Here is a 15,765-nt window from a genome sequence, read left to right as displayed (position 1 = left end):
CGCCGTTGCGAAAGTTCTTCTTGCAGCGGCGAGCGTGATGCCGCGGGAGTTTGACGAAGCGTGAAAGTTCTGATCCTCGGCAGCGGTGTCATCGGTGTCACCTCTGCCTACTACCTTGCGCGTGCTGGCCATGAAGTGACGGTCGTCGACCGTCAACCGGAGCCGGCACTGGAGACCTCTTTCGCCAATGCCGGCGAGGTGTCGCCCGGCTATTCCTCGCCCTGGGCGGGCCCCGGCGTGCCGGTGAAGGCGGTCAAGTGGCTCTTGATGAAGCACGGCCCGCTGGTGATCCGGCCGAAGCTCGATCCGGTGATGTGGGTCTGGCTGCTCAAGATGCTGCGCAACTGCACCAGCGCGCGCTACGCGGTCAACAAGAGCCGGATGATCCCGATCGCGGAATACAGCCGCGACTGCCTGCGCGACCTGCGCCGCGACATCGGCATTCAATATGACGAGCGCTCGCAGGGCACGCTGCAGCTGTTCCGCCACCAGGCGCAGCTCGACGGCACCGGCGAAGACATCGCCGTGCTCAAGCAATATGGCGTGCCCTTCGAGGTGCTGGGCCGCGAAGGCTGCATCGCGGTCGAGCCGGCGCTCGCCGGCGTGAAGGAGAAGTTCGCCGGCGGACTTCGCCTGCCGCAGGACGAGACCGGCGACTGCCACATGTTTACGCAGGCGCTTGCCAAGCATGCCCAGGCGCTCGGCGTGCGCTTCATGTTCAACACCGGCATCGACCGCATCGTCACCGACGGCGCACGCGTCAGCGGCGTCGCGACCAGCGCCGGCCTGTTGCAGGCCGAGGCCTACGTCCTCGCGCTCGGAAGCTGGTCGTCGCGACTCGTTGCGCCGCTCGGTATTTCGCTGCCGGTCTATCCGGTGAAGGGCTATTCGATCACTGTGCCGATCAAGGACGCTTCCGGCGCGCCGGAATCGACCGTGATGGACGAGAGCTACAAGGTCGCGATCACGCGCCTCGGCAATCGCATCCGTGTCGGCGGCACTGCCGAAATCTCGGGCTTCTCGAGCAAGCTCTATGACGCCCGCCGCGCCACGCTGGATCACTCCTTGACTGATCTGTTCCCGCGCGGCGGCGATCTGTCCAAGGCGACGTTCTGGAGCGGCCTGCGTCCGATGACGCCGGACGGCCCGCCCGTGATCGGCCCGACGCAATACGCCAATCTCCACCTCAACACCGGACACGGCACGCTCGGCTGGACCATGTCCTGCGGTTCGGGTCGGGTGCTCGCGGACATGCTGTCAGGCAAGAAGCCGGAGGTCGACGTCAGCGCGCTGACGGTGGATCGGTACGCGCACCGGTTCGGGTGATTGACGCTGTCATTCCGGGTCGATGCGAAGCATCGAATCCGGAATCTCGAGATTCCGGGTTCGCCTCTTCGAGGCGCCCCGGAATGACGGCAATTGACTACCCCGCCCCCGTCACGCAATTCACCCACAGCACCACGGCCTTGGCATCCTGCGCCGGATTGGAAAACCGGTGCGGCCGGCGGCTGGCGAAGCGAAAGCTGTCGCCCGTCTTCAGCGACCACGTCTCGCTGTCCACCGTCAGCATCATCTCGCCTTCAAGCACGAGGCCGGCTTCCTCGCCGTCGTGGGTGTAGAGCTCGTCGCCCGCGGAGCCGCCGGGATCGATGTGCACCAGGAACAGGTTGAGCCGGTTGTCGCTGCCCGCGGCGCTCAGCAATTGCTTCGAAATTCCGCTGCGCCAGAGTTTCAGTTCTGGCCGCTGAAGCCCGCGCGTCACCACCTGGTCGGAGGCACCGTCGGCACTTGGGTTCGAACCGAACAAAGCCGCCATGCCGACGCCGAGCACGTCGGAGAGCGTTGCCAGCGCGCGCAGCGACGGCGACGACAGGCCGCGCTCGATCTGGCTGAGGAAGCCGATCGACAGGCCGGTGCGCGCGGCGACCGTTTCCAGCGAGAATTGCCTGACGCGCCTGATATCGCGGATGCGGCGGCCGACCGCGACGTCCATCGCGGGCTCGGCCGGCTTGGTCATCGCCTTGGCCGGCACCGTCTTGGCCTTCAGCTTCCTGGCCGGCTTTGCGGCGGCCGGTTTGCGCATTCTTTTGCCACCGCTCACGTCAAACCGCTTCCTTCATGTGCATGAAAACCGCTTGCATCACCTGCGAAAGTGTGACCAAATTTTCATATTGGTGAAAATAGGCCGAAACGGCTTGGCCCGCAACGTCTGCGATCAAGACATCTGCGAGCGCCGCTAGCGGCCGGACCCAAAGGGGGATGCGATGGCGTTGAAGCGTTTTGTCCAGGCCGCAGTCGCGGCGCTCGCGATTGCCGCAGTCGTGCCGGCCTCCGCGCAGCAGGTGCTGAAGGTCGGCTCGACGCCGACGGGCATTCCCTTCACCTTCCTCGACACCAAGACCAATACCATCCAGGGCATCATGGTCGATCTCATCACCGAGATCGGCAAGGACGCCGGCCTCAACGTGCAGATCGAGCCGATGTCGTTCTCGGCGCTGATCCCGTCGCTGACTCGAGCAAGATCGACATCATCGCGGCCGCAATGTTCATCACTGCGCCGCGCAAGGAGGTCGTCGACTTCTCCGACCCGATCTACACTTATGGCGAAGGCCTGGTGGTGCCGAAGAACGACACCAAGGCCTACGCCACGCAGGACGATCTGAAGGGCGAGACGGTCGGCGCCCAGGTCGGCACCGCCTTCGTCGACGCGTTGAAGAAGTCCGGCCTGTTTGCCGACGTCAAGGCCTACGACACCATTCCCGACATCCTGCGCGACGTGAACACCGGCCGTCTCAAGGCCGGCTACGCCGACTATCCGATCCTCGCCTACAACCTGAAGCAGGGCGGCTTCCCCGAGGTGCGGCTCGTCGACAGCTACAAGCCGGTCACGGTCGGCTCGATCGGCATCGGCGTGCGCAAGGGCGACAGCGCGCTGCTCGGCAAGATCAACGCCTCGCTGGCCAAGCTCAAGGCCAACGGCACCATCGACAAGATCCTCGAAAAATGGGGCCAGAAGGCCCAAGGCTGATTGCTAGAGGCTGATCGAAGGCTGCCCGATGAAAGGCTTTTGGCACGACGCTGCCGAGTTCTTCCCGATCCTGATGAGCGGCGTCGCGCTGACGATCGTCGTCACCATCGGCTCGCTGCTGCTCTCGACGGTGCTCGGCCTCGTCTGGGCGATGATGCGGGTCTCCGGCATCAAGGTCCTGTCGATGCTCAGCGCCAGCCTGATCAACGTGATCCGCGGCATCCCGATCATCGTGCTCCTGTTCTACCTCTACTTCGTGATGCCCGATCTCGGTGTCACGCTGTCGGCCTTGCAGGCCGCCATCCTCGGGCTCGGCATCGCCTATTCGGCCTACCAGGCGGAAAACTTCCGCGCCGGCATCGAGGCGATCGACAAGGGCCAGATCGAGGCGGCGCAGTCGATCGGCATGGGCTGGTGGCTCACCATGCGCCGCGTGGTGCTGCCGCAGGCGGTGCGCATCGTGCTGCCTCCCTACGGCAACGTCATGATCATGATGCTGAAGGATTCGTCGCAGGCCTCGACCATCACGGTCGCCGAGCTTGCGCTGCAGGGTAAGCTGATCGCGTCCTCGACCTTCAAGAACACCAGCGTGTTCACGCTGGTGGCGCTCATGTACCTCACCATGAGCATTCCGCTGATCCTGCTGGTTCGCCACTTCGAAAAGCGGGCGGGCAAGAAATGATCGAGCTCACCGACGTTCACAAGAGTTTCGGCAAGGTCGAGGTGCTCAAGGGCATCACGGCGAAGGTCGAGAAGGGCGTGGTGGTCTGCATCGTCGGCCCGTCCGGCTCCGGCAAGTCGACCATCCTGCGCTGTATCAATGGGCTGGAAAGCTACGATCGCGGCGAGATCAATGTCGAAGGATTGAAGGTCGACCGTGATGCGCCGTCGATCGTGAACGTCCGCACCCAGGTCTCGATGGTGTTCCAGCGCTTCAACCTGTTTCCGCATCGCACGGTGCTGGAGAACGTGGTCGAGGGCCCGCTCTACGTGAAGAAGGAGGCTCGTGCGCAAGTGCTCGAGCGCGGCCGCGCGCTGCTCGCCCAGGTGGGCCTCGCCGAAAAGGCCGACGCGCACCCTCCGCAGCTTTCCGGCGGCCAGCAGCAGCGCGTCGCGATCGCACGCGCGCTCGCGATGCAGCCCAAGGCGATCCTGTTCGACGAGCCGACCTCGGCGCTCGATCCCGAGCTCGTCGGCGACGTTCTCGGCGTGATGCGCAAGCTCGCCGACGACGGCATGACCATGGTCGTCGTCACCCACGAGATGGGCTTCGCCCGCGACGTCGCCGATCGCGTGCTGTTCATCGACGGCGGCGTCATCGTCGAGCAGGGGCCGGCCAAATCGGTGCTCAACCAACCCCAGCACCCGCGCACGCAGGATTTCCTGCGCCGGGTGCTGCATCCGCTCTGATCGGTCTTCGCCATGACTGCGCGCCTGCCTCTGCCGCCCTCGATTTATGCTGACACCGCCGTTGCGCCGGTCGCCACGCCGCCGCTCGACGCCGACAAGACCGTCTCCGTCGCGATTATCGGCGGCGGCTACACCGGCCTGTCCACCGCGCTGCATCTGGCGGAGCAGGGCGTCGAGGCCTTGGTGCTGGAGGCGCAGGAGCCGGGCTGGGGCGCGTCCGGCAACAATGGCGGCCACACCAATCCCGGCCTGAAGCACGATCCCGACCAGATCGAGGCCGATTTCGGCACTGAACTTGGCCGCCGCATGATCGAGTTCTCGTATGGCACGCCGAATTTTACGCACGAGCTGATCCGTCGCTACCAGATCCCGTGCGAGGCGCGGCAAAACGGAACGCTGCGTGCGGGCTATAACGAGGCCAGTGCCGCTGCGATCGAGAAGACGGCGCAGCAATGCATCCGCCGCGGCATGCCGGTGACATATCTGAACCGCGAGCAGCTGCGCGAGATGACCGGCACCGACCGCTATATCGGCGCCATGCTGGACGCGCGTGGCGGCGACCTGCATCCCCTCAGCTATGCCCGCGGTCTCGCGCGCGCCGCGATCTCGGCAGGCGCGAAGGTGCATGGCGAGACGCCGGCGCTGTCGCTGCGCCGCGACGGCGCGCATTGGCGCATCGAGACGCCGCGCGCGGTGGTTCGTGCAGAAAAGGTGCTGCTCGCCACCAATGGCTTCACCGATGATCTCTGGCCGGCGCTTCGCCGCACCATCGTGCCGGTGTTTTCCTCGATCGTCGCCTCCGCGCCGCTCTCCGACGAGGTCGCCCGCTCGATCATGCCGACGCGTCCCGTGCTCTACGAGAGCGGCCACATCACGGTCTACTACCGCATTGACCAGCACAACCGCCTCTTGATGGGCGGCCGCGGCCCGATGCGCTGGATCAGCTCGCCGTCGGATGTCTCCTATCTCATCCGCTACGCCGAGCGGCTATGGCCGCAGCTGAAGGGCGTCGCCTGGACCCATGGCTGGAATAGCCGGCTCGCGATCACCAAGGACCACTATCCGCATGTGCACGAGCCCGCCGAAAGTATCCTGATCTCGCTCGGCTGTAACGGCCGCGGCGTCGCGCTCTCGACCGCGATGGGCGCGCAGCTCGCCCGCCGCCTGATCGGCGGCGCCAAGGCCGAGATCGACATGCCCGTCACCGGCATCAAGCCGATCCCGATGCATGCGTTCTGGCCGGTGGGGGTGACGACCGCGGTCATCACAGGGCGCGTGCGGGACCGGCTCGGCATATGAAGAAGGCGCCGCCTTGTCAGGGGCGGCGCCTTGCAGGAATTGCAGATCGCGTCAGCAGCGGCCCTGCTTCCACAGTCCGGGCGGGCACCCGTGACCGCGCCAGCCGACCTTGCGTCCATGCGACCATCCGGGCGGCGTGCCATGGTAATGATGGCCCATCGCGTGGCCGTAACCGTGGCCGTGACCATGACCACCCTTTGCAAACGCAGGGTTGGTCGGTGTGAAACCCGCCGCAATGATCAGCGACGCGGCGAGCGCAAGTTTCTTCATCATGTTCTCCAGTGGGGCGAGCGCACTTGTCCGATCAATGAACGGACTGTGCGCAGCTAAGTTCCCTGCAAATGTGGAGGAGTCGTGACGCTCGCGGAGATGCGCGATCGCGCATCGGCTCAACGCGTGCTGGCACATCCGCGCTTGCGACGTGCCCGCGGTTCACCGCTGGCACGCTCTCTCGTAAACGGACTCAGGCCTCCGCCACCGCATCGGCCCACGGCTGGAAGATCTCGACCGCGCCGGAATTGACCTCGCCCTCGCGCGTCACCACGCTCGGGCAGGCGAATTTCTGCGGCAGCGCCTGCACCCGGCTCTCTTCATAGTCGAAGCGTGCGGCCAGCGCCTTGCGTGTGTCTGCCGGCAGTCTGACATCGCCGATCACGACCGCGCCCTCGCTGGCGTCGATGCGCGGCTGGTGGATCGCCGCGTCGAGGTCCATGCCGAAATCCATTGCGAACGATGCGAGTTGCATCACCGCGGGCAGGATGCGGCGGCCGCCGGAGGCGCCGATGGCGAGACGCTTGCCGTCCCTGGTCTCGGCGATGACGGGCGTGTAGTTGGTGAGGCAGCGCTTGCCGGGAGCGAGCGAGTTGGTGGTGCCGGGCGTCGGATCGAACCACATGATGCCGTTGTTCATGGCGATGCCGGTGTGCGGCGTCACGTATTTCGAACCGAAGGACGAGAGCAGTGTCTGCGTCACCGCGGCGACATTGCCGTGGCGGTCGACGACGGAGAAATGCGTGGTGCAGGCCGGTGCCAGATATTCGGCGCCGAGCGAGCGCTTGCCGTCGGCATCGCCCATGTCCTTGAGCCGTTCGCGATAGGCAGCTTGCAGGGCGAGCGCATATTCGGCGTAGGTGGCGGCATCGGGTGCACCTGCCGGTTTCAGATTTTGCTGCAACAGGCGCAGCGCGTGCGCCAGCGTCGGTCCGGCGGTGAGCTCCGGCGTCGCAAACACCTTGCCGCCGCGATAGGGGATCGCCAGCGGCTCGCGCAGATGGGCGCGGAATGCGGCGAGGTCCTCGACCGACAGCGAGCCGCCGTCGGCCTTGATGTCGGATGCGATGCTTTTGGCGAGATCGCCCTGGTAGAAATCACGCGGTCCGGCTTCGGCGAGGTGCGATAGCGTTGCCTTCAACTTGTCCTGCGGCAGCCGCGTCTCGGACTTGATGCCCCATGGCGCGGTCGGCGGCAGGCCGTCCTTCAGGAACGCCGCCGCGCTCGCGGGATAGCGCCGGAGGTCAGCCGCCGAGCTTGCGATCGTCAGTGTGGTCCACCAATCGGCCAGCAGGCCTTCGCCGGCGAGCGCGGCGGCCGGCGCGACCAGGTCCTTCCACGGCAGTCTGGCGTGGCGGCGATGCGCTTCCTCCATGCCGGCGACGACACCGGGCACGGCGATCGCGCCGGGGCCGTGAATGTTGCGATCGTCCTTCACCCGCGGCCAGGGAAAGAGATCGGACGCTGCGCCTTCGCCGCTGAGCGGATAGTCCGCGACGCGCAGGCTCTGCGGGGCGCACATGCCGTAGTCGATCACCTCGGTGCGATTTTCCCTGGCGCGGTAGAGCACCATCGCGCCGCCACCGCCGATGCCGCTGTTCCAGGGCTCCAGCACGTTCAGCGCCATGGTGGTCGCGACGATCGCGTCGACGCAATCGCCGCCCGCGGCCAGCACTTGCGCGCCCACTTCGGCGGCCCGGCGCGATTGCGCGGCGACGATACCGCCCTTGGTCTTGACGGCAGGCTTGCGGACGGTTTGGGCGAGGCTGAACTGATGAGGCATGATGCGGTCTTGTGTCTGTCTTCGGTGGTCTTGGCTTGGTGGTGCCGACTTGAAAAGCTCCGCATTTGGCGAAGCGCGCGGACAATGGCACATTGCGGCCAACGAGAACATCCAAAGGGAGAAGCGGCATGGCTGGTGTGAAACAGGCGCGGGATGGCGCGGTCGGGATCCTGACGCTGGACGAGCCGGCGAGCCTGAACGCGATGACGCCGGACCTGCTCGGCGCGCTGGCTGCCGCCGTCGGCGGCATGACACAGGACGAGGGTGTTCGCGCGCTGATCCTCACCGGCGCCGGGCGCGGCTTCTGCTCGGGACAGAATTTGAAGGCCTCCGAGGCGCTCGGCGAGGACATCGCCGCCGGCGTGATGCGCTTCTACTGGCCGGCCTTCAAGGCGCTCCGCGAATGCCGCGTGCCCGTCGTCGTCGCCGTCAACGGGGTGGCGGCCGGCGGCGGCTTCAGCCTCGCGATGGCCGGCGACATCATCGTCGCGGCGCGGTCGGCGAGCTTCATCCAGGTGTTCAGCCGCATTGCGCTGGTGCCCGATCTCGGCTCGACCTGGCTGCTGCCGCGCCTGGTCGGCCGGCAGCGGGCGCTCGAGCTGATGCTGCTCAACGAGCCGCTGACGGCGGAACGCGCCCAGGAGATCGGCCTGGTGCGGCAGGTCGTCGACGACGAGAAGCTGATGGGAGAGGCGCTGGTGCTGGCGCGCGGCCTGGCGGAGGGCCCGACGCGCGCTTTGGTCGCAACCCGCGCGCTGGTCGAGGAGAGCGAGCACGCGACCTATGAGGCCCAGTTCCGCCGCGAGATCGAGCTTCAGGCCACGATCCGGAAAAGCGCCGACGCCATCGAAGGCCGCAATGCCTTCGTCGAGAAGCGTAAGGCGAAGTTCACCGGGCGGTGACGAGCCGAAGACGTCAATGCCCGGGAGCTGCCCGGGCATAGCGAGTTTGGAGAACCGGTTTGCGGCAAGCGGCGAGACGACAGCTTCAGAGCGCGCGGTTCAGACGGCTGGCCTGATACTTGGCGTGCCATTTCGGGCCGGGGCCGCGCATGTAGTGCAGCTCGGGGCGGTAGGGGTCGCCGGCGACCCTGACCAGCGTCAGCCATTTGGTGGCGACGAAGTGCAGGGGCTGGCGGAGCAGGCTCAAGGACGCGATCAGCATGGCATCACCTCAATGCGGCTTGCCGAGCATGGCGGTGAAGGGGAGGTCGAAAATCTCCTCGCCGTCGTCGCCGCTGACATGGATCACCCAGTCGCGCCAGTCTTCCGCACCGGGCGTCAGGATCATCGAACGCATGATCTGGGCGGCGCGGTCGCGTGCCTCGGTCAGATTGGCTACCGCCGTGCCGTACCGATCGATCAGCGTGCCTTCGGTATTCGAGCAGTGGAAATACATCTGAACCATACACGCCTCCTGTAGAAAGCGATTGGGACGGCAGACCGATACCATCGGAAACGGTCGAAAAATATTCGGGTCGAGCCCGGTAAGGGAATCTACGGAGGTTGGTCGGCACCAAGGTCGTTACAGGTTTAATCACAGGCGGGTGATCGGCAACTGGACGGCGCGCAGGCGGCATGGAACAACCCTGGACGATACGTCCGGGAGGCCGCTGTGAACGACTTCACATTCCGCTGTGAACGCCCGAGCCTGCGCTTGTTTGCGGCGGCCGTCGTCGCAGTGCTGCTCGGCCTGGCCCCGGCCTCGTCCGAGTCGGTCAGGAAAAGCGGCTATGCGATCGGCACGGAAAGCTGCGGCAGCGGCGATCTCGCTTTTCCAAGACTCCAGATCGATATGAAGGCGGGATTTTGCGCCGGCCTCGTCGCCAGCGAGGAGGATCACCTCAAGTTTCCGCGTTCAATCGTCCAGGTGCCCGGCCGCGACCTGTTCGTGGTGGCCGACATGGGCGGCTGGGGCCACACCGATGGGCGGCTGCTGCTGCTCGATCCGCATGCGCTCCCGGGGCAGCGATTCAAGGAACTGCTGACCGGCCTCGAATATCCGTTCGGCCTCGTGATCGGCCCGGACAAGAAGCTCTACGCCTCGACCGCGGAGGCGATCTTCCGGTTCGATCCGCTCGCGGACAATCCGCGCGGTACGGTCGAGACCGTCATCCGTCACATGCCGGGCCGCCGGATCACGCTGCCCGACGGCACCAGGCTCGACGAGAGTGCGCATCCGCTCAAGCAGTTCGTCTTTGACAGGAACGGCCGGCTGTTCGTCAATGTCGGCTCGCACAGCGACGACTGCATCACGCCTGCGCCGATCACAAAGCCCTGTGCGGCGGCCGAGGGTGCCTCCGCGATGGCCGCGATCTGGCTGTTTACGCCGCAGTCAGGCGGCGTCTTCCCGGCATTGAGGCCGAACGATCCTGACCCGCCGCACACCGTCTACGCGCGTGGCCTGCGGAACTCGATGGCGCTGGCGCTGCATCCGAATTTCCCCGATGCCGGCTATGCCTTCCTGCAAGGCGAGAACGGCCGCGACCTGCCCGACATCTTCAAGCCCAACGAGGAGATCAACGCGATCGAGCAGGGCAGGCACTATGGCTGGCCCTATTGCTACGACCTGTCGACGCCGAGCCCCGAGTTCAGGAGCGTGCTGCAATCCGGGACCTACAAGTCGCTCTGCACGGCCAATGCGCTCTACAAGCAGCCGTTCTCGCTGCTGCCGCCGCACGGCGCGCCGCTTGCGATGCTCTATTATCACGGCGCGAAATTCCCGGAGCTCGAGGGCAAGCTGCTGGTCGGCCTGCATGGCTATCGCCCGACCGGCAGCCGCGTGGTCGCCTACGATGTCGACGACCACGGTTTTCCCAGGCCGAGCCCGGCGCCGGTGCGCTACCATGTCAGCTGCGCGGCTGATCCGACCCACAGCTTCCAGACCGACGCCGGCGAGGTCGCTGCCGCGCCGTTCGAGGAGCTGATCGCAGGCTGGCACCGCGTCAACGGCGCGCGGCCGCAAGGTGCGCCGGTCGGCATGACGGTCGCCGACGACGGCGCGATCTGGCTGGTCGAGGACAAGAACCAGACCGTGATCCGCATCGATCGTGCCGCGGGCGATGCGCCTCCGCCGCTGCCCTGCGACACGCGCAGCCAGGCGATGATCGATCAGCTCGCGGCCTTCGTCGCCAGGGACACGCAGAACAGCGTTCGCCTCACCACGCTGCGCAAGGGCCTCGTCGAGAAGCATTGCCTCGGCTGCCATTCGGATTTCGGCCTGAAGGCAGGACAGTCGGATGCGGAGAAGGATGCGACGGCGCTCCGCTTCATGCTGTCGCAGGACGGCTGGATCTATCCTGGTGATCCCGATGCCGGCAGGCTGCGCACGCGCCTTCGCGGCCTCGGCGCCGAGAAGCTGATGCCGCCGGGCGGCGAAAGCCTGCCGAAGACCGAGCCCGGCTATTCGCGTCTGCTCGATACCGCCGACCTGCTCGTCGCCAGAATGGTTCCGGGAACGCGAATGCGGATCAAGGCCGGCCCGCCGCAACGCAAGTTCTTTGGCAAGACCAACAAGGAATGCGGCGAAATACCGGCTGCCAAGGTCGTTGTCGTGACACAAAGGAGCGCTGTAGACAAACCCGGCTTCAGCCGCTTCTTCCGGCCGGCCGATCCCTATCTGAATGGCGAGTGCACCGACGACGATGGCTATTACATCCGGCAGGAATTTCTGGTGCCTGTGCAGTAGCATTTTGCTCATCGCGGCGCCGTCCGCTGCTGCCGAAACCAAGCTTTTCGACAGCGTGCAGGTCACGCCCGCCAGCGAATACACTTTCGGCATCGAAGGACCCGCCGCCGATCTCGACGGCAATTTGTTCGTCGTCAATCTCGGCAAGGCCGGCACCATCGGCAAGCTGCCTGCGGGCGCTGCGGCTTCGGAGCTGTTCACGACGCTCCCCGATGGCAGCGTCGGCAACGCGATCCGTTTCGATCGGAGCGGCGCGATGTTCATTGCCGACTACAAGAAGCACAACATCTTCACCATTGCGAAGGGAAGCACCGAACCTGCCGTCTGGTTTCACTCCGACGAGATGAATCAGCCCAACGACATCACGGTCGCGCGCGACGGCACGGTCTATGCGACCGATCCGAACTGGAAGGGCCGCGAGGGCCACATCTGGCGCATCGCGAAAGCCGCCGACGGAACGGTGCAGGGGCAGGTGATGACGGCGCCCCGCGCGATGGGCACCACCAACGGCATCGATCTCAGCCCCGATGGCAAGACGCTCTATGTCGGCGAATCCAGCAGCGGGCAGATCTGGTCCTACACGATCAGCGGCAACGAACTCACCGGCGCAAAGCTGGTGAAGTCGTTTCAGCCCGACACCGTCGACGGGCTGCGCACCGACGTTGCCGGTCGCCTCTACGTCGCGCGCATCCTCAAGGGCACGATCGCGCTGATGAAACCCAATGGCGCGGTCGAGCGCGAGATCGCGCTGAAGGGCAAGGAGCCGACCAACCTCGCCTTCGGCGGCAGCGACGGCAAGACCGTCTTCGTCACGCAGCGTCAGGGCGGCTTCGTCGAGTCCTTCCGTACCGATCAGCCGGGCCGCGAGCACTGCCTCCAGCGCGGGCGCTGCTGAGCATCAGGCGCGATCTGCTTCCGACGCAGGGCGGTGCGACAGAGGCGGCATTCTTCTTGCTTGCATCTGGCCGCCGCAGCGATCAAGAATCTGTGGCACCGTCAAAGCGACCACGGAGTGTTTGAGTGAAAGCCGTCCATACCGAACTGCACCGCAGCCATGATCCGCAATTCTTCCTGGTTCGCGGTGTCGTCAAGCGCACCACCGAGCAGCCCGAGCGCGCCGACCGCCTGCTCAAGGGGTTGAAGGACGGCAAGCATCAACTGGTCGAGCCGACGACATTCGGGCAGGGACCCCGCGCGCGCATCCACAGTCCGGAATATCTGTCGTTTCTGAGCGAGGCCTGGGACGCCTGGACCGCGCTCGGCGATTCCGGCCCCGAGATGATCGGCAACATCCATCCCGTGCGGCATGCCGCGACCTATCCGACCCACATCGTCGGCAAGCTCGGCTGGCACACCGCCGACACCGCAGCGCCGATCGGCCCGGGCACCTGGGCCGCGGCTTGCGCTGCGACGGACGTTGCGGTCACCGCCGCGCAGATGGTGATGGATGGCGAGGACGCGACCTACGCGCTCTGCCGTCCGCCCGGCCATCACGCCTATCGCGACATGGCCGGCGGCTTCTGCTTTCTCAACAACAGCGCGATTGCAGCCGCGCATCTGCGGCTCAAGCACGAGCGCGTCGTGGTCCTCGACGTCGACGTCCACCACGGCAACGGCACGCAAGGCATCTTTTATGCGCGGCCGGACGTGTACACGGTGTCGATCCATGCCGATCCCGTCGCGTATTATCCTTATGTCTGGGGCTATGCGCACGAGCGCGGCGAAGGCCCGGGCCTCGGCACCAATCTCAACATCCCGCTGGCGATCGGCACCGGCGACGACGCCTACATCCAGGCGATGGATGTCGCGCGCAAGGCGATCGAGTCCTTTGCTCCCGGCGCCCTCGTCATCGCGCTCGGCCTCGATGCCTCCGAGCACGATCCACTGAAGGGCCTTGCCGTTACCACGCCGGGCTTCCGCCGTATCGGCCAAGGATGGGCCTGCCGACCGTGTTCGTGCAGGAGGGCGGCTATCTCTCGGATATCCTGGGTGCGAACCTGACCTCGGTGCTGGCAGGATTCGAAGAGGCGCGGTGATATCTTCGCCTCTCCCCGCGTGCGGGGAGAGGCCGGAATCTGCGACAGCAAATTCCGGGTGAGGGGGACTCTCCCCGCAAGCGGGGAGAGGGGGAAAACTCAGAACATCCCGCTCGCCGCAAGCGCCTTGCAGACGTGCTGCATCTCGGCCTCGTCCGCGACCATGTCGAGCATGATCGTGATCAGGCCCTTAGCCGCGAAATCCTTCAGCTTCGCGCCGATCTCGGCATAGCTGCCGACGAGATAGGGGCAGTCGGCCTGGAAGGTCAGGAACGGCAGCAGCCAATAGCCATTGTCCGCGAGCTCGCCGCTTTGCCCCTCGTACAGCCGCCGCTTCCACACGGAGTCGCTGTTCTCCACGGTGAGCGCGAGCAGCTCGCGATCATCGGGATTGTCGCGAAAGCGCGCCCTGGCCGCCTGCCGCGCCTCGTCGCGGCTCTCGCGCGCGAAAATGCCGAAATTCATGCCTGATACATCGAGCCCGCGATCGAGGTCCGGCGGCAACATCTGCATCTTGATGCAGCCGGTCTCCTTCGCCACGCGCTGTGCCGCCTCGGACTGGCCCGCGATCAGAAATTCCGGCATCAGCTCCGCGGGCAGGCGGGGGCGCAGTTGCAGGTTGCTCGCACGGTAGAACCGGCCCGCGACATTCACCGGCCGCGTGCTTGAGAGCAACTGGCGCATCAGCGCGACGAATTCGCCGAGACGGACGTAGCGGTCCGCATGGGACTGGTCGTCGCCGAGGCCCTGCAAGTCGCTGACCGCGGTGCCCGTGATCATGTTGAGATAGACCTTGCGGCCGTAGAGCTGCGCGAAGGAGGAGACGAATTTGGCTGCCGTGAACGGGTGCATGTAGATGGGGTTGACGGCGATCAGCGGCGAAGATCGCGTCGTCCCAGCCATGATGTGCTGGGCCATTGCCCAGGGCTCGACGAACACGTCGTTGCCTTCGAACAGCAGAATGCCTTCGAAGCCGTTGCTGTCGGCGAACTGCGCCACCCGCATCAGCTCGCCGACATATGTCCTGGGGTCGCGGTTGCGCGAGATCGCGGGGAAGACGCGCAGCCGCCAGGTCGTCATTCAGCCGCTTCCTGGAGCGGCCAGGCGTTGCGGCTGATGGGAAGGCCGCCGTCCGCACGGGAGCCGTCGGCAATCGCGAGGCGATGCGAGGGGGAGGGCGAGCACAGCGAGAAGCGCCATCCCGACGGATCGTCGGCGATGTCGGGCTTGAAGCTGATCTCGATGGCCTCGCGCGACACCTGCATCGCGAAGGCGTCGAGCGGCAAATTGAGGCCAAAGCCCCTGGCCTTCAGATAGGCCTCCTTGAGCGTCCAATAGTCGAAGAAGCGCTCGATCGCCGCCGGCTCCGGCAGGCTGCGCAGCGTTTCGACCTCCTCCGGCGCAAAGAAACGATTCGCGGTGGAGAGCGGGGCGACACGCCGCGACACGGTTTCGACGTCGACGCCGACGGCCTCATGCCCGGACACGACGCAGGCGACGCAGCCATCGGCGTGCGACAGGCTGAAATGCAGCGTGGTCGCGGTCGCGGGCGCAGCGACAAACGGTCGCCCGTAGCGGCCGGCCCCAAAAGACCAGTCGGAGGGAGCGACGTTGGGCGCGACCCGCGACAGTGCCAAGCGCAGCATGGCATGCGCGAAAATATATTGCCGCCGATGCCGCTCGAACACGAAGCGGTCGGCGCGGACTCGTTCGTCGACCGAGAGCAGGCGCCGGCACGCATCGGCCGCGCCCGGCGCGTCAATAGTCTCGATCAGTCCGACAAACAGTTCAATTCTGTCGTCTGCCATCAATCAGGCCCATGGCGTCAGGCGGAGGCCAAATCCCCCGGTCCTGACGGAAGAATCAATTGAGCAAGAACCAACTGAGCGGACCGTTGTTATCGGTCCACCCGGGCGAATTCTTGTCGATTTGCAGGCCGGTTTACGAGCTCAAGCTTGTGCGAGACCCCAACTCGCAGGCAAGCGGCCCGTTTTCCGAAAGATTCGTGCGGCGTCCCGGCCGACGAGTCTTACTTTTTCTTCTTGGCCTTCTTCGAGCCGCCCAGCATGGAAAGGCTGGCGTCGACGTCCTTCAGCGCGGACTGGAGCTTCTTCTTCTCGTCGGTCAGCAGCTTTTGCAGGGCCTTGCGGTCCTTGTCGCTCAACGAGGTGCCCTTGGTAAATTTGATGAAACCCATAACACTCCCCCGGATCAAAATAATCGTCCAAATCGAAACGCGAGAATAATCTTGC

Annotated in this window: 15 protein-coding genes and 2 pseudogenes; 9 read left to right on the top strand and 8 right to left on the bottom strand. The window is 65.6% G+C overall.

What is annotated here, in order from left to right:
- The first annotated feature begins 60 nt into the window (after positions 1-60).
- Entirely contained in the window at positions 61-1,326 is a 1,266-nt protein-coding gene (locus ACFLEY_RS36565) for a D-amino acid dehydrogenase (RefSeq protein ID WP_060910712.1), read from the top strand.
- Between the two features lie 97 nt (positions 1,327-1,423).
- Here the strand turns inward: ACFLEY_RS36565 and ACFLEY_RS36560 are convergent, their stop codons facing one another.
- Positions 1,424-2,083 (bottom strand): helix-turn-helix domain-containing protein, encoded by a 660-nt coding sequence (locus ACFLEY_RS36560; protein ID WP_039185887.1) that lies wholly within the window; start codon positions 2,081-2,083, stop codon positions 1,424-1,426.
- A 181-nt stretch (positions 2,084-2,264) separates the two neighbouring features.
- Between ACFLEY_RS36560 and ACFLEY_RS36555 the strand changes: the two are divergent.
- From ACFLEY_RS36555 to ACFLEY_RS36540, 4 genes and pseudogenes are all read left to right on the top strand, one after another.
- Positions 2,265-3,028 (top strand): annotated as a pseudogene (locus ACFLEY_RS36555) (ABC transporter substrate-binding protein).
- A 28-nt stretch (positions 3,029-3,056) separates the two neighbouring features.
- Positions 3,057-3,710 (top strand): amino acid ABC transporter permease, encoded by a 654-nt coding sequence (locus tag ACFLEY_RS36550; protein ID WP_028175182.1) that lies wholly within the window; start codon positions 3,057-3,059, stop codon positions 3,708-3,710.
- Complete coding sequence (locus ACFLEY_RS36545; protein WP_060910713.1) at positions 3,707-4,438, top strand: amino acid ABC transporter ATP-binding protein; 732 nt, start codon at positions 3,707-3,709, stop codon at positions 4,436-4,438. The genes ACFLEY_RS36550 and ACFLEY_RS36545 overlap by 4 nt, the downstream gene beginning before the upstream one ends.
- A 12-nt stretch (positions 4,439-4,450) precedes the next feature.
- A complete protein-coding gene (locus tag ACFLEY_RS36540; RefSeq protein ID WP_060910714.1) occupies positions 4,451-5,737 on the top strand; it encodes an FAD-binding oxidoreductase in 1,287 nt (428 codons plus the stop codon).
- 51 nt (positions 5,738-5,788) lie between these two features.
- Here ACFLEY_RS36540 and ACFLEY_RS36535 read toward each other — a convergent pair whose 3' ends face one another.
- Positions 5,789-6,010, bottom strand: coding sequence for a hypothetical protein (locus tag ACFLEY_RS36535; protein WP_060910715.1), 222 nt, complete (start codon positions 6,008-6,010; stop codon positions 5,789-5,791).
- A gap of 190 nt (positions 6,011-6,200) precedes the next feature.
- Entirely contained in the window at positions 6,201-7,790 is a 1,590-nt protein-coding gene (locus ACFLEY_RS36530) for a gamma-glutamyltransferase family protein (RefSeq protein ID WP_060910716.1), read from the bottom strand.
- Between the two features lie 128 nt (positions 7,791-7,918).
- Between ACFLEY_RS36530 and ACFLEY_RS36525 the strand changes: the two genes are divergently transcribed.
- The gene (locus tag ACFLEY_RS36525) at positions 7,919-8,692 is read left to right on the top strand and encodes an enoyl-CoA hydratase-related protein (protein ID WP_060910717.1); all 774 of its coding nucleotides are present in this window, start codon (positions 7,919-7,921) and stop codon (positions 8,690-8,692) included.
- Positions 8,693-8,777: 85 nt separating this feature from the next.
- Here the strand turns inward: ACFLEY_RS36525 and ACFLEY_RS36520 are convergent, their stop codons facing one another.
- Both ACFLEY_RS36520 and ACFLEY_RS36515 read right to left on the bottom strand, forming a co-directional pair.
- On the bottom strand, positions 8,778-8,954 hold the full coding sequence (locus tag ACFLEY_RS36520) for a hypothetical protein (protein WP_171901233.1): 177 nt from the start codon (positions 8,952-8,954) through the stop codon (positions 8,778-8,780).
- Positions 8,955-8,963: 9 nt separating this feature from the next.
- Complete coding sequence (locus ACFLEY_RS36515; protein WP_028175186.1) at positions 8,964-9,197, bottom strand: DUF6894 family protein; 234 nt, start codon at positions 9,195-9,197, stop codon at positions 8,964-8,966.
- Positions 9,198-9,404: 207 nt separating this feature from the next.
- Here ACFLEY_RS36515 and ACFLEY_RS36510 point away from each other — a divergent pair, with 207 nt between their 5' ends.
- The 3 genes and pseudogenes from ACFLEY_RS36510 (at position 9,405) to ACFLEY_RS36500 (ending at position 13,513) form a co-directional block, all read left to right on the top strand.
- Positions 9,405-11,477, top strand: a complete 2,073-nt coding sequence (locus ACFLEY_RS36510) for a sorbosone dehydrogenase family protein (RefSeq protein ID WP_060910718.1) — start codon at positions 9,405-9,407, stop codon at positions 11,475-11,477.
- Complete coding sequence (locus tag ACFLEY_RS36505; protein ID WP_060910719.1) at positions 11,434-12,372, top strand: SMP-30/gluconolactonase/LRE family protein; 939 nt, start codon at positions 11,434-11,436, stop codon at positions 12,370-12,372. Before ACFLEY_RS36510 ends, ACFLEY_RS36505 begins: the two co-directional genes overlap by 44 nt.
- Before the next feature lie 125 nt (positions 12,373-12,497).
- A pseudogene (locus tag ACFLEY_RS36500) lies at positions 12,498-13,513 on the top strand (histone deacetylase family protein).
- A gap of 99 nt (positions 13,514-13,612) precedes the next feature.
- On the opposite strand, the gene ACFLEY_RS36495 reads toward ACFLEY_RS36500, so the two are convergent.
- The 3 genes from ACFLEY_RS36495 to ACFLEY_RS36485 all read right to left on the bottom strand — a co-directional run bounded on the left by ACFLEY_RS36495 (position 13,613) and on the right by ACFLEY_RS36485 (position 15,710).
- Entirely contained in the window at positions 13,613-14,593 is a 981-nt protein-coding gene (locus ACFLEY_RS36495) for an LLM class flavin-dependent oxidoreductase (RefSeq protein ID WP_060910720.1), read from the bottom strand.
- Positions 14,590-15,321, bottom strand: coding sequence for a 4'-phosphopantetheinyl transferase superfamily protein (locus tag ACFLEY_RS36490; RefSeq protein WP_060910721.1), 732 nt, complete (start codon positions 15,319-15,321; stop codon positions 14,590-14,592). Before ACFLEY_RS36490 ends, ACFLEY_RS36495 begins: the two co-directional genes overlap by 4 nt.
- 221 nt (positions 15,322-15,542) lie before the next feature.
- Positions 15,543-15,710: a hypothetical protein gene (locus ACFLEY_RS36485; protein WP_166466031.1), complete on the bottom strand. Its 168-nt coding sequence runs from the start codon at positions 15,708-15,710 to the stop codon at positions 15,543-15,545.
- Between the last annotated feature and the right edge of the window lie 55 nt (positions 15,711-15,765).

The sequence above is a fragment of the Bradyrhizobium sp. YCK136 genome (assembly GCF_044570075.1).
In the GTDB taxonomy this organism is placed as follows: Bacteria; Pseudomonadota; Alphaproteobacteria; order Rhizobiales; family Xanthobacteraceae; genus Bradyrhizobium; species Bradyrhizobium diazoefficiens.
This window is presented reverse-complemented; position numbering and strand designations above follow the sequence as displayed.

What these genes read in the sequence shown, in the direction of transcription:
- ACFLEY_RS36560 (WP_039185887.1), bottom strand. Translation starts at nt 2,083, where the DNA reads ATGCGCAAACCGGCCGCCGCAAAGCCGGCCAGGAAGCTGAAGGCCAAG.
- ACFLEY_RS36550 (WP_028175182.1), top strand. Translation starts at nt 3,057, where the DNA reads ATGAAAGGCTTTTGGCACGACGCTGCCGAGTTCTTCCCGATCCTGATG.
- ACFLEY_RS36545 (WP_060910713.1), top strand. Translation starts at nt 3,707, where the DNA reads ATGATCGAGCTCACCGACGTTCACAAGAGTTTCGGCAAGGTCGAGGTG.
- ACFLEY_RS36540 (WP_060910714.1), top strand. Translation starts at nt 4,451, where the DNA reads ATGACTGCGCGCCTGCCTCTGCCGCCCTCGATTTATGCTGACACCGCC.
- ACFLEY_RS36535 (WP_060910715.1), bottom strand. Translation starts at nt 6,010, where the DNA reads ATGATGAAGAAACTTGCGCTCGCCGCGTCGCTGATCATTGCGGCGGGT.
- ACFLEY_RS36530 (WP_060910716.1), bottom strand. Translation starts at nt 7,790, where the DNA reads ATGCCTCATCAGTTCAGCCTCGCCCAAACCGTCCGCAAGCCTGCCGTC.
- ACFLEY_RS36525 (WP_060910717.1), top strand. Translation starts at nt 7,919, where the DNA reads ATGGCTGGTGTGAAACAGGCGCGGGATGGCGCGGTCGGGATCCTGACG.
- ACFLEY_RS36520 (WP_171901233.1), bottom strand. Translation starts at nt 8,954, where the DNA reads ATGCTGATCGCGTCCTTGAGCCTGCTCCGCCAGCCCCTGCACTTCGTC.
- ACFLEY_RS36515 (WP_028175186.1), bottom strand. Translation starts at nt 9,197, where the DNA reads ATGGTTCAGATGTATTTCCACTGCTCGAATACCGAAGGCACGCTGATC.
- ACFLEY_RS36505 (WP_060910719.1), top strand. Translation starts at nt 11,434, where the DNA reads ATGGCTATTACATCCGGCAGGAATTTCTGGTGCCTGTGCAGTAGCATT.
- ACFLEY_RS36495 (WP_060910720.1), bottom strand. Translation starts at nt 14,593, where the DNA reads ATGACGACCTGGCGGCTGCGCGTCTTCCCCGCGATCTCGCGCAACCGC.
- ACFLEY_RS36490 (WP_060910721.1), bottom strand. Translation starts at nt 15,321, where the DNA reads ATGGCAGACGACAGAATTGAACTGTTTGTCGGACTGATCGAGACTATT.
- ACFLEY_RS36485 (WP_166466031.1), bottom strand. Translation starts at nt 15,710, where the DNA reads ATGGGTTTCATCAAATTTACCAAGGGCACCTCGTTGAGCGACAAGGAC.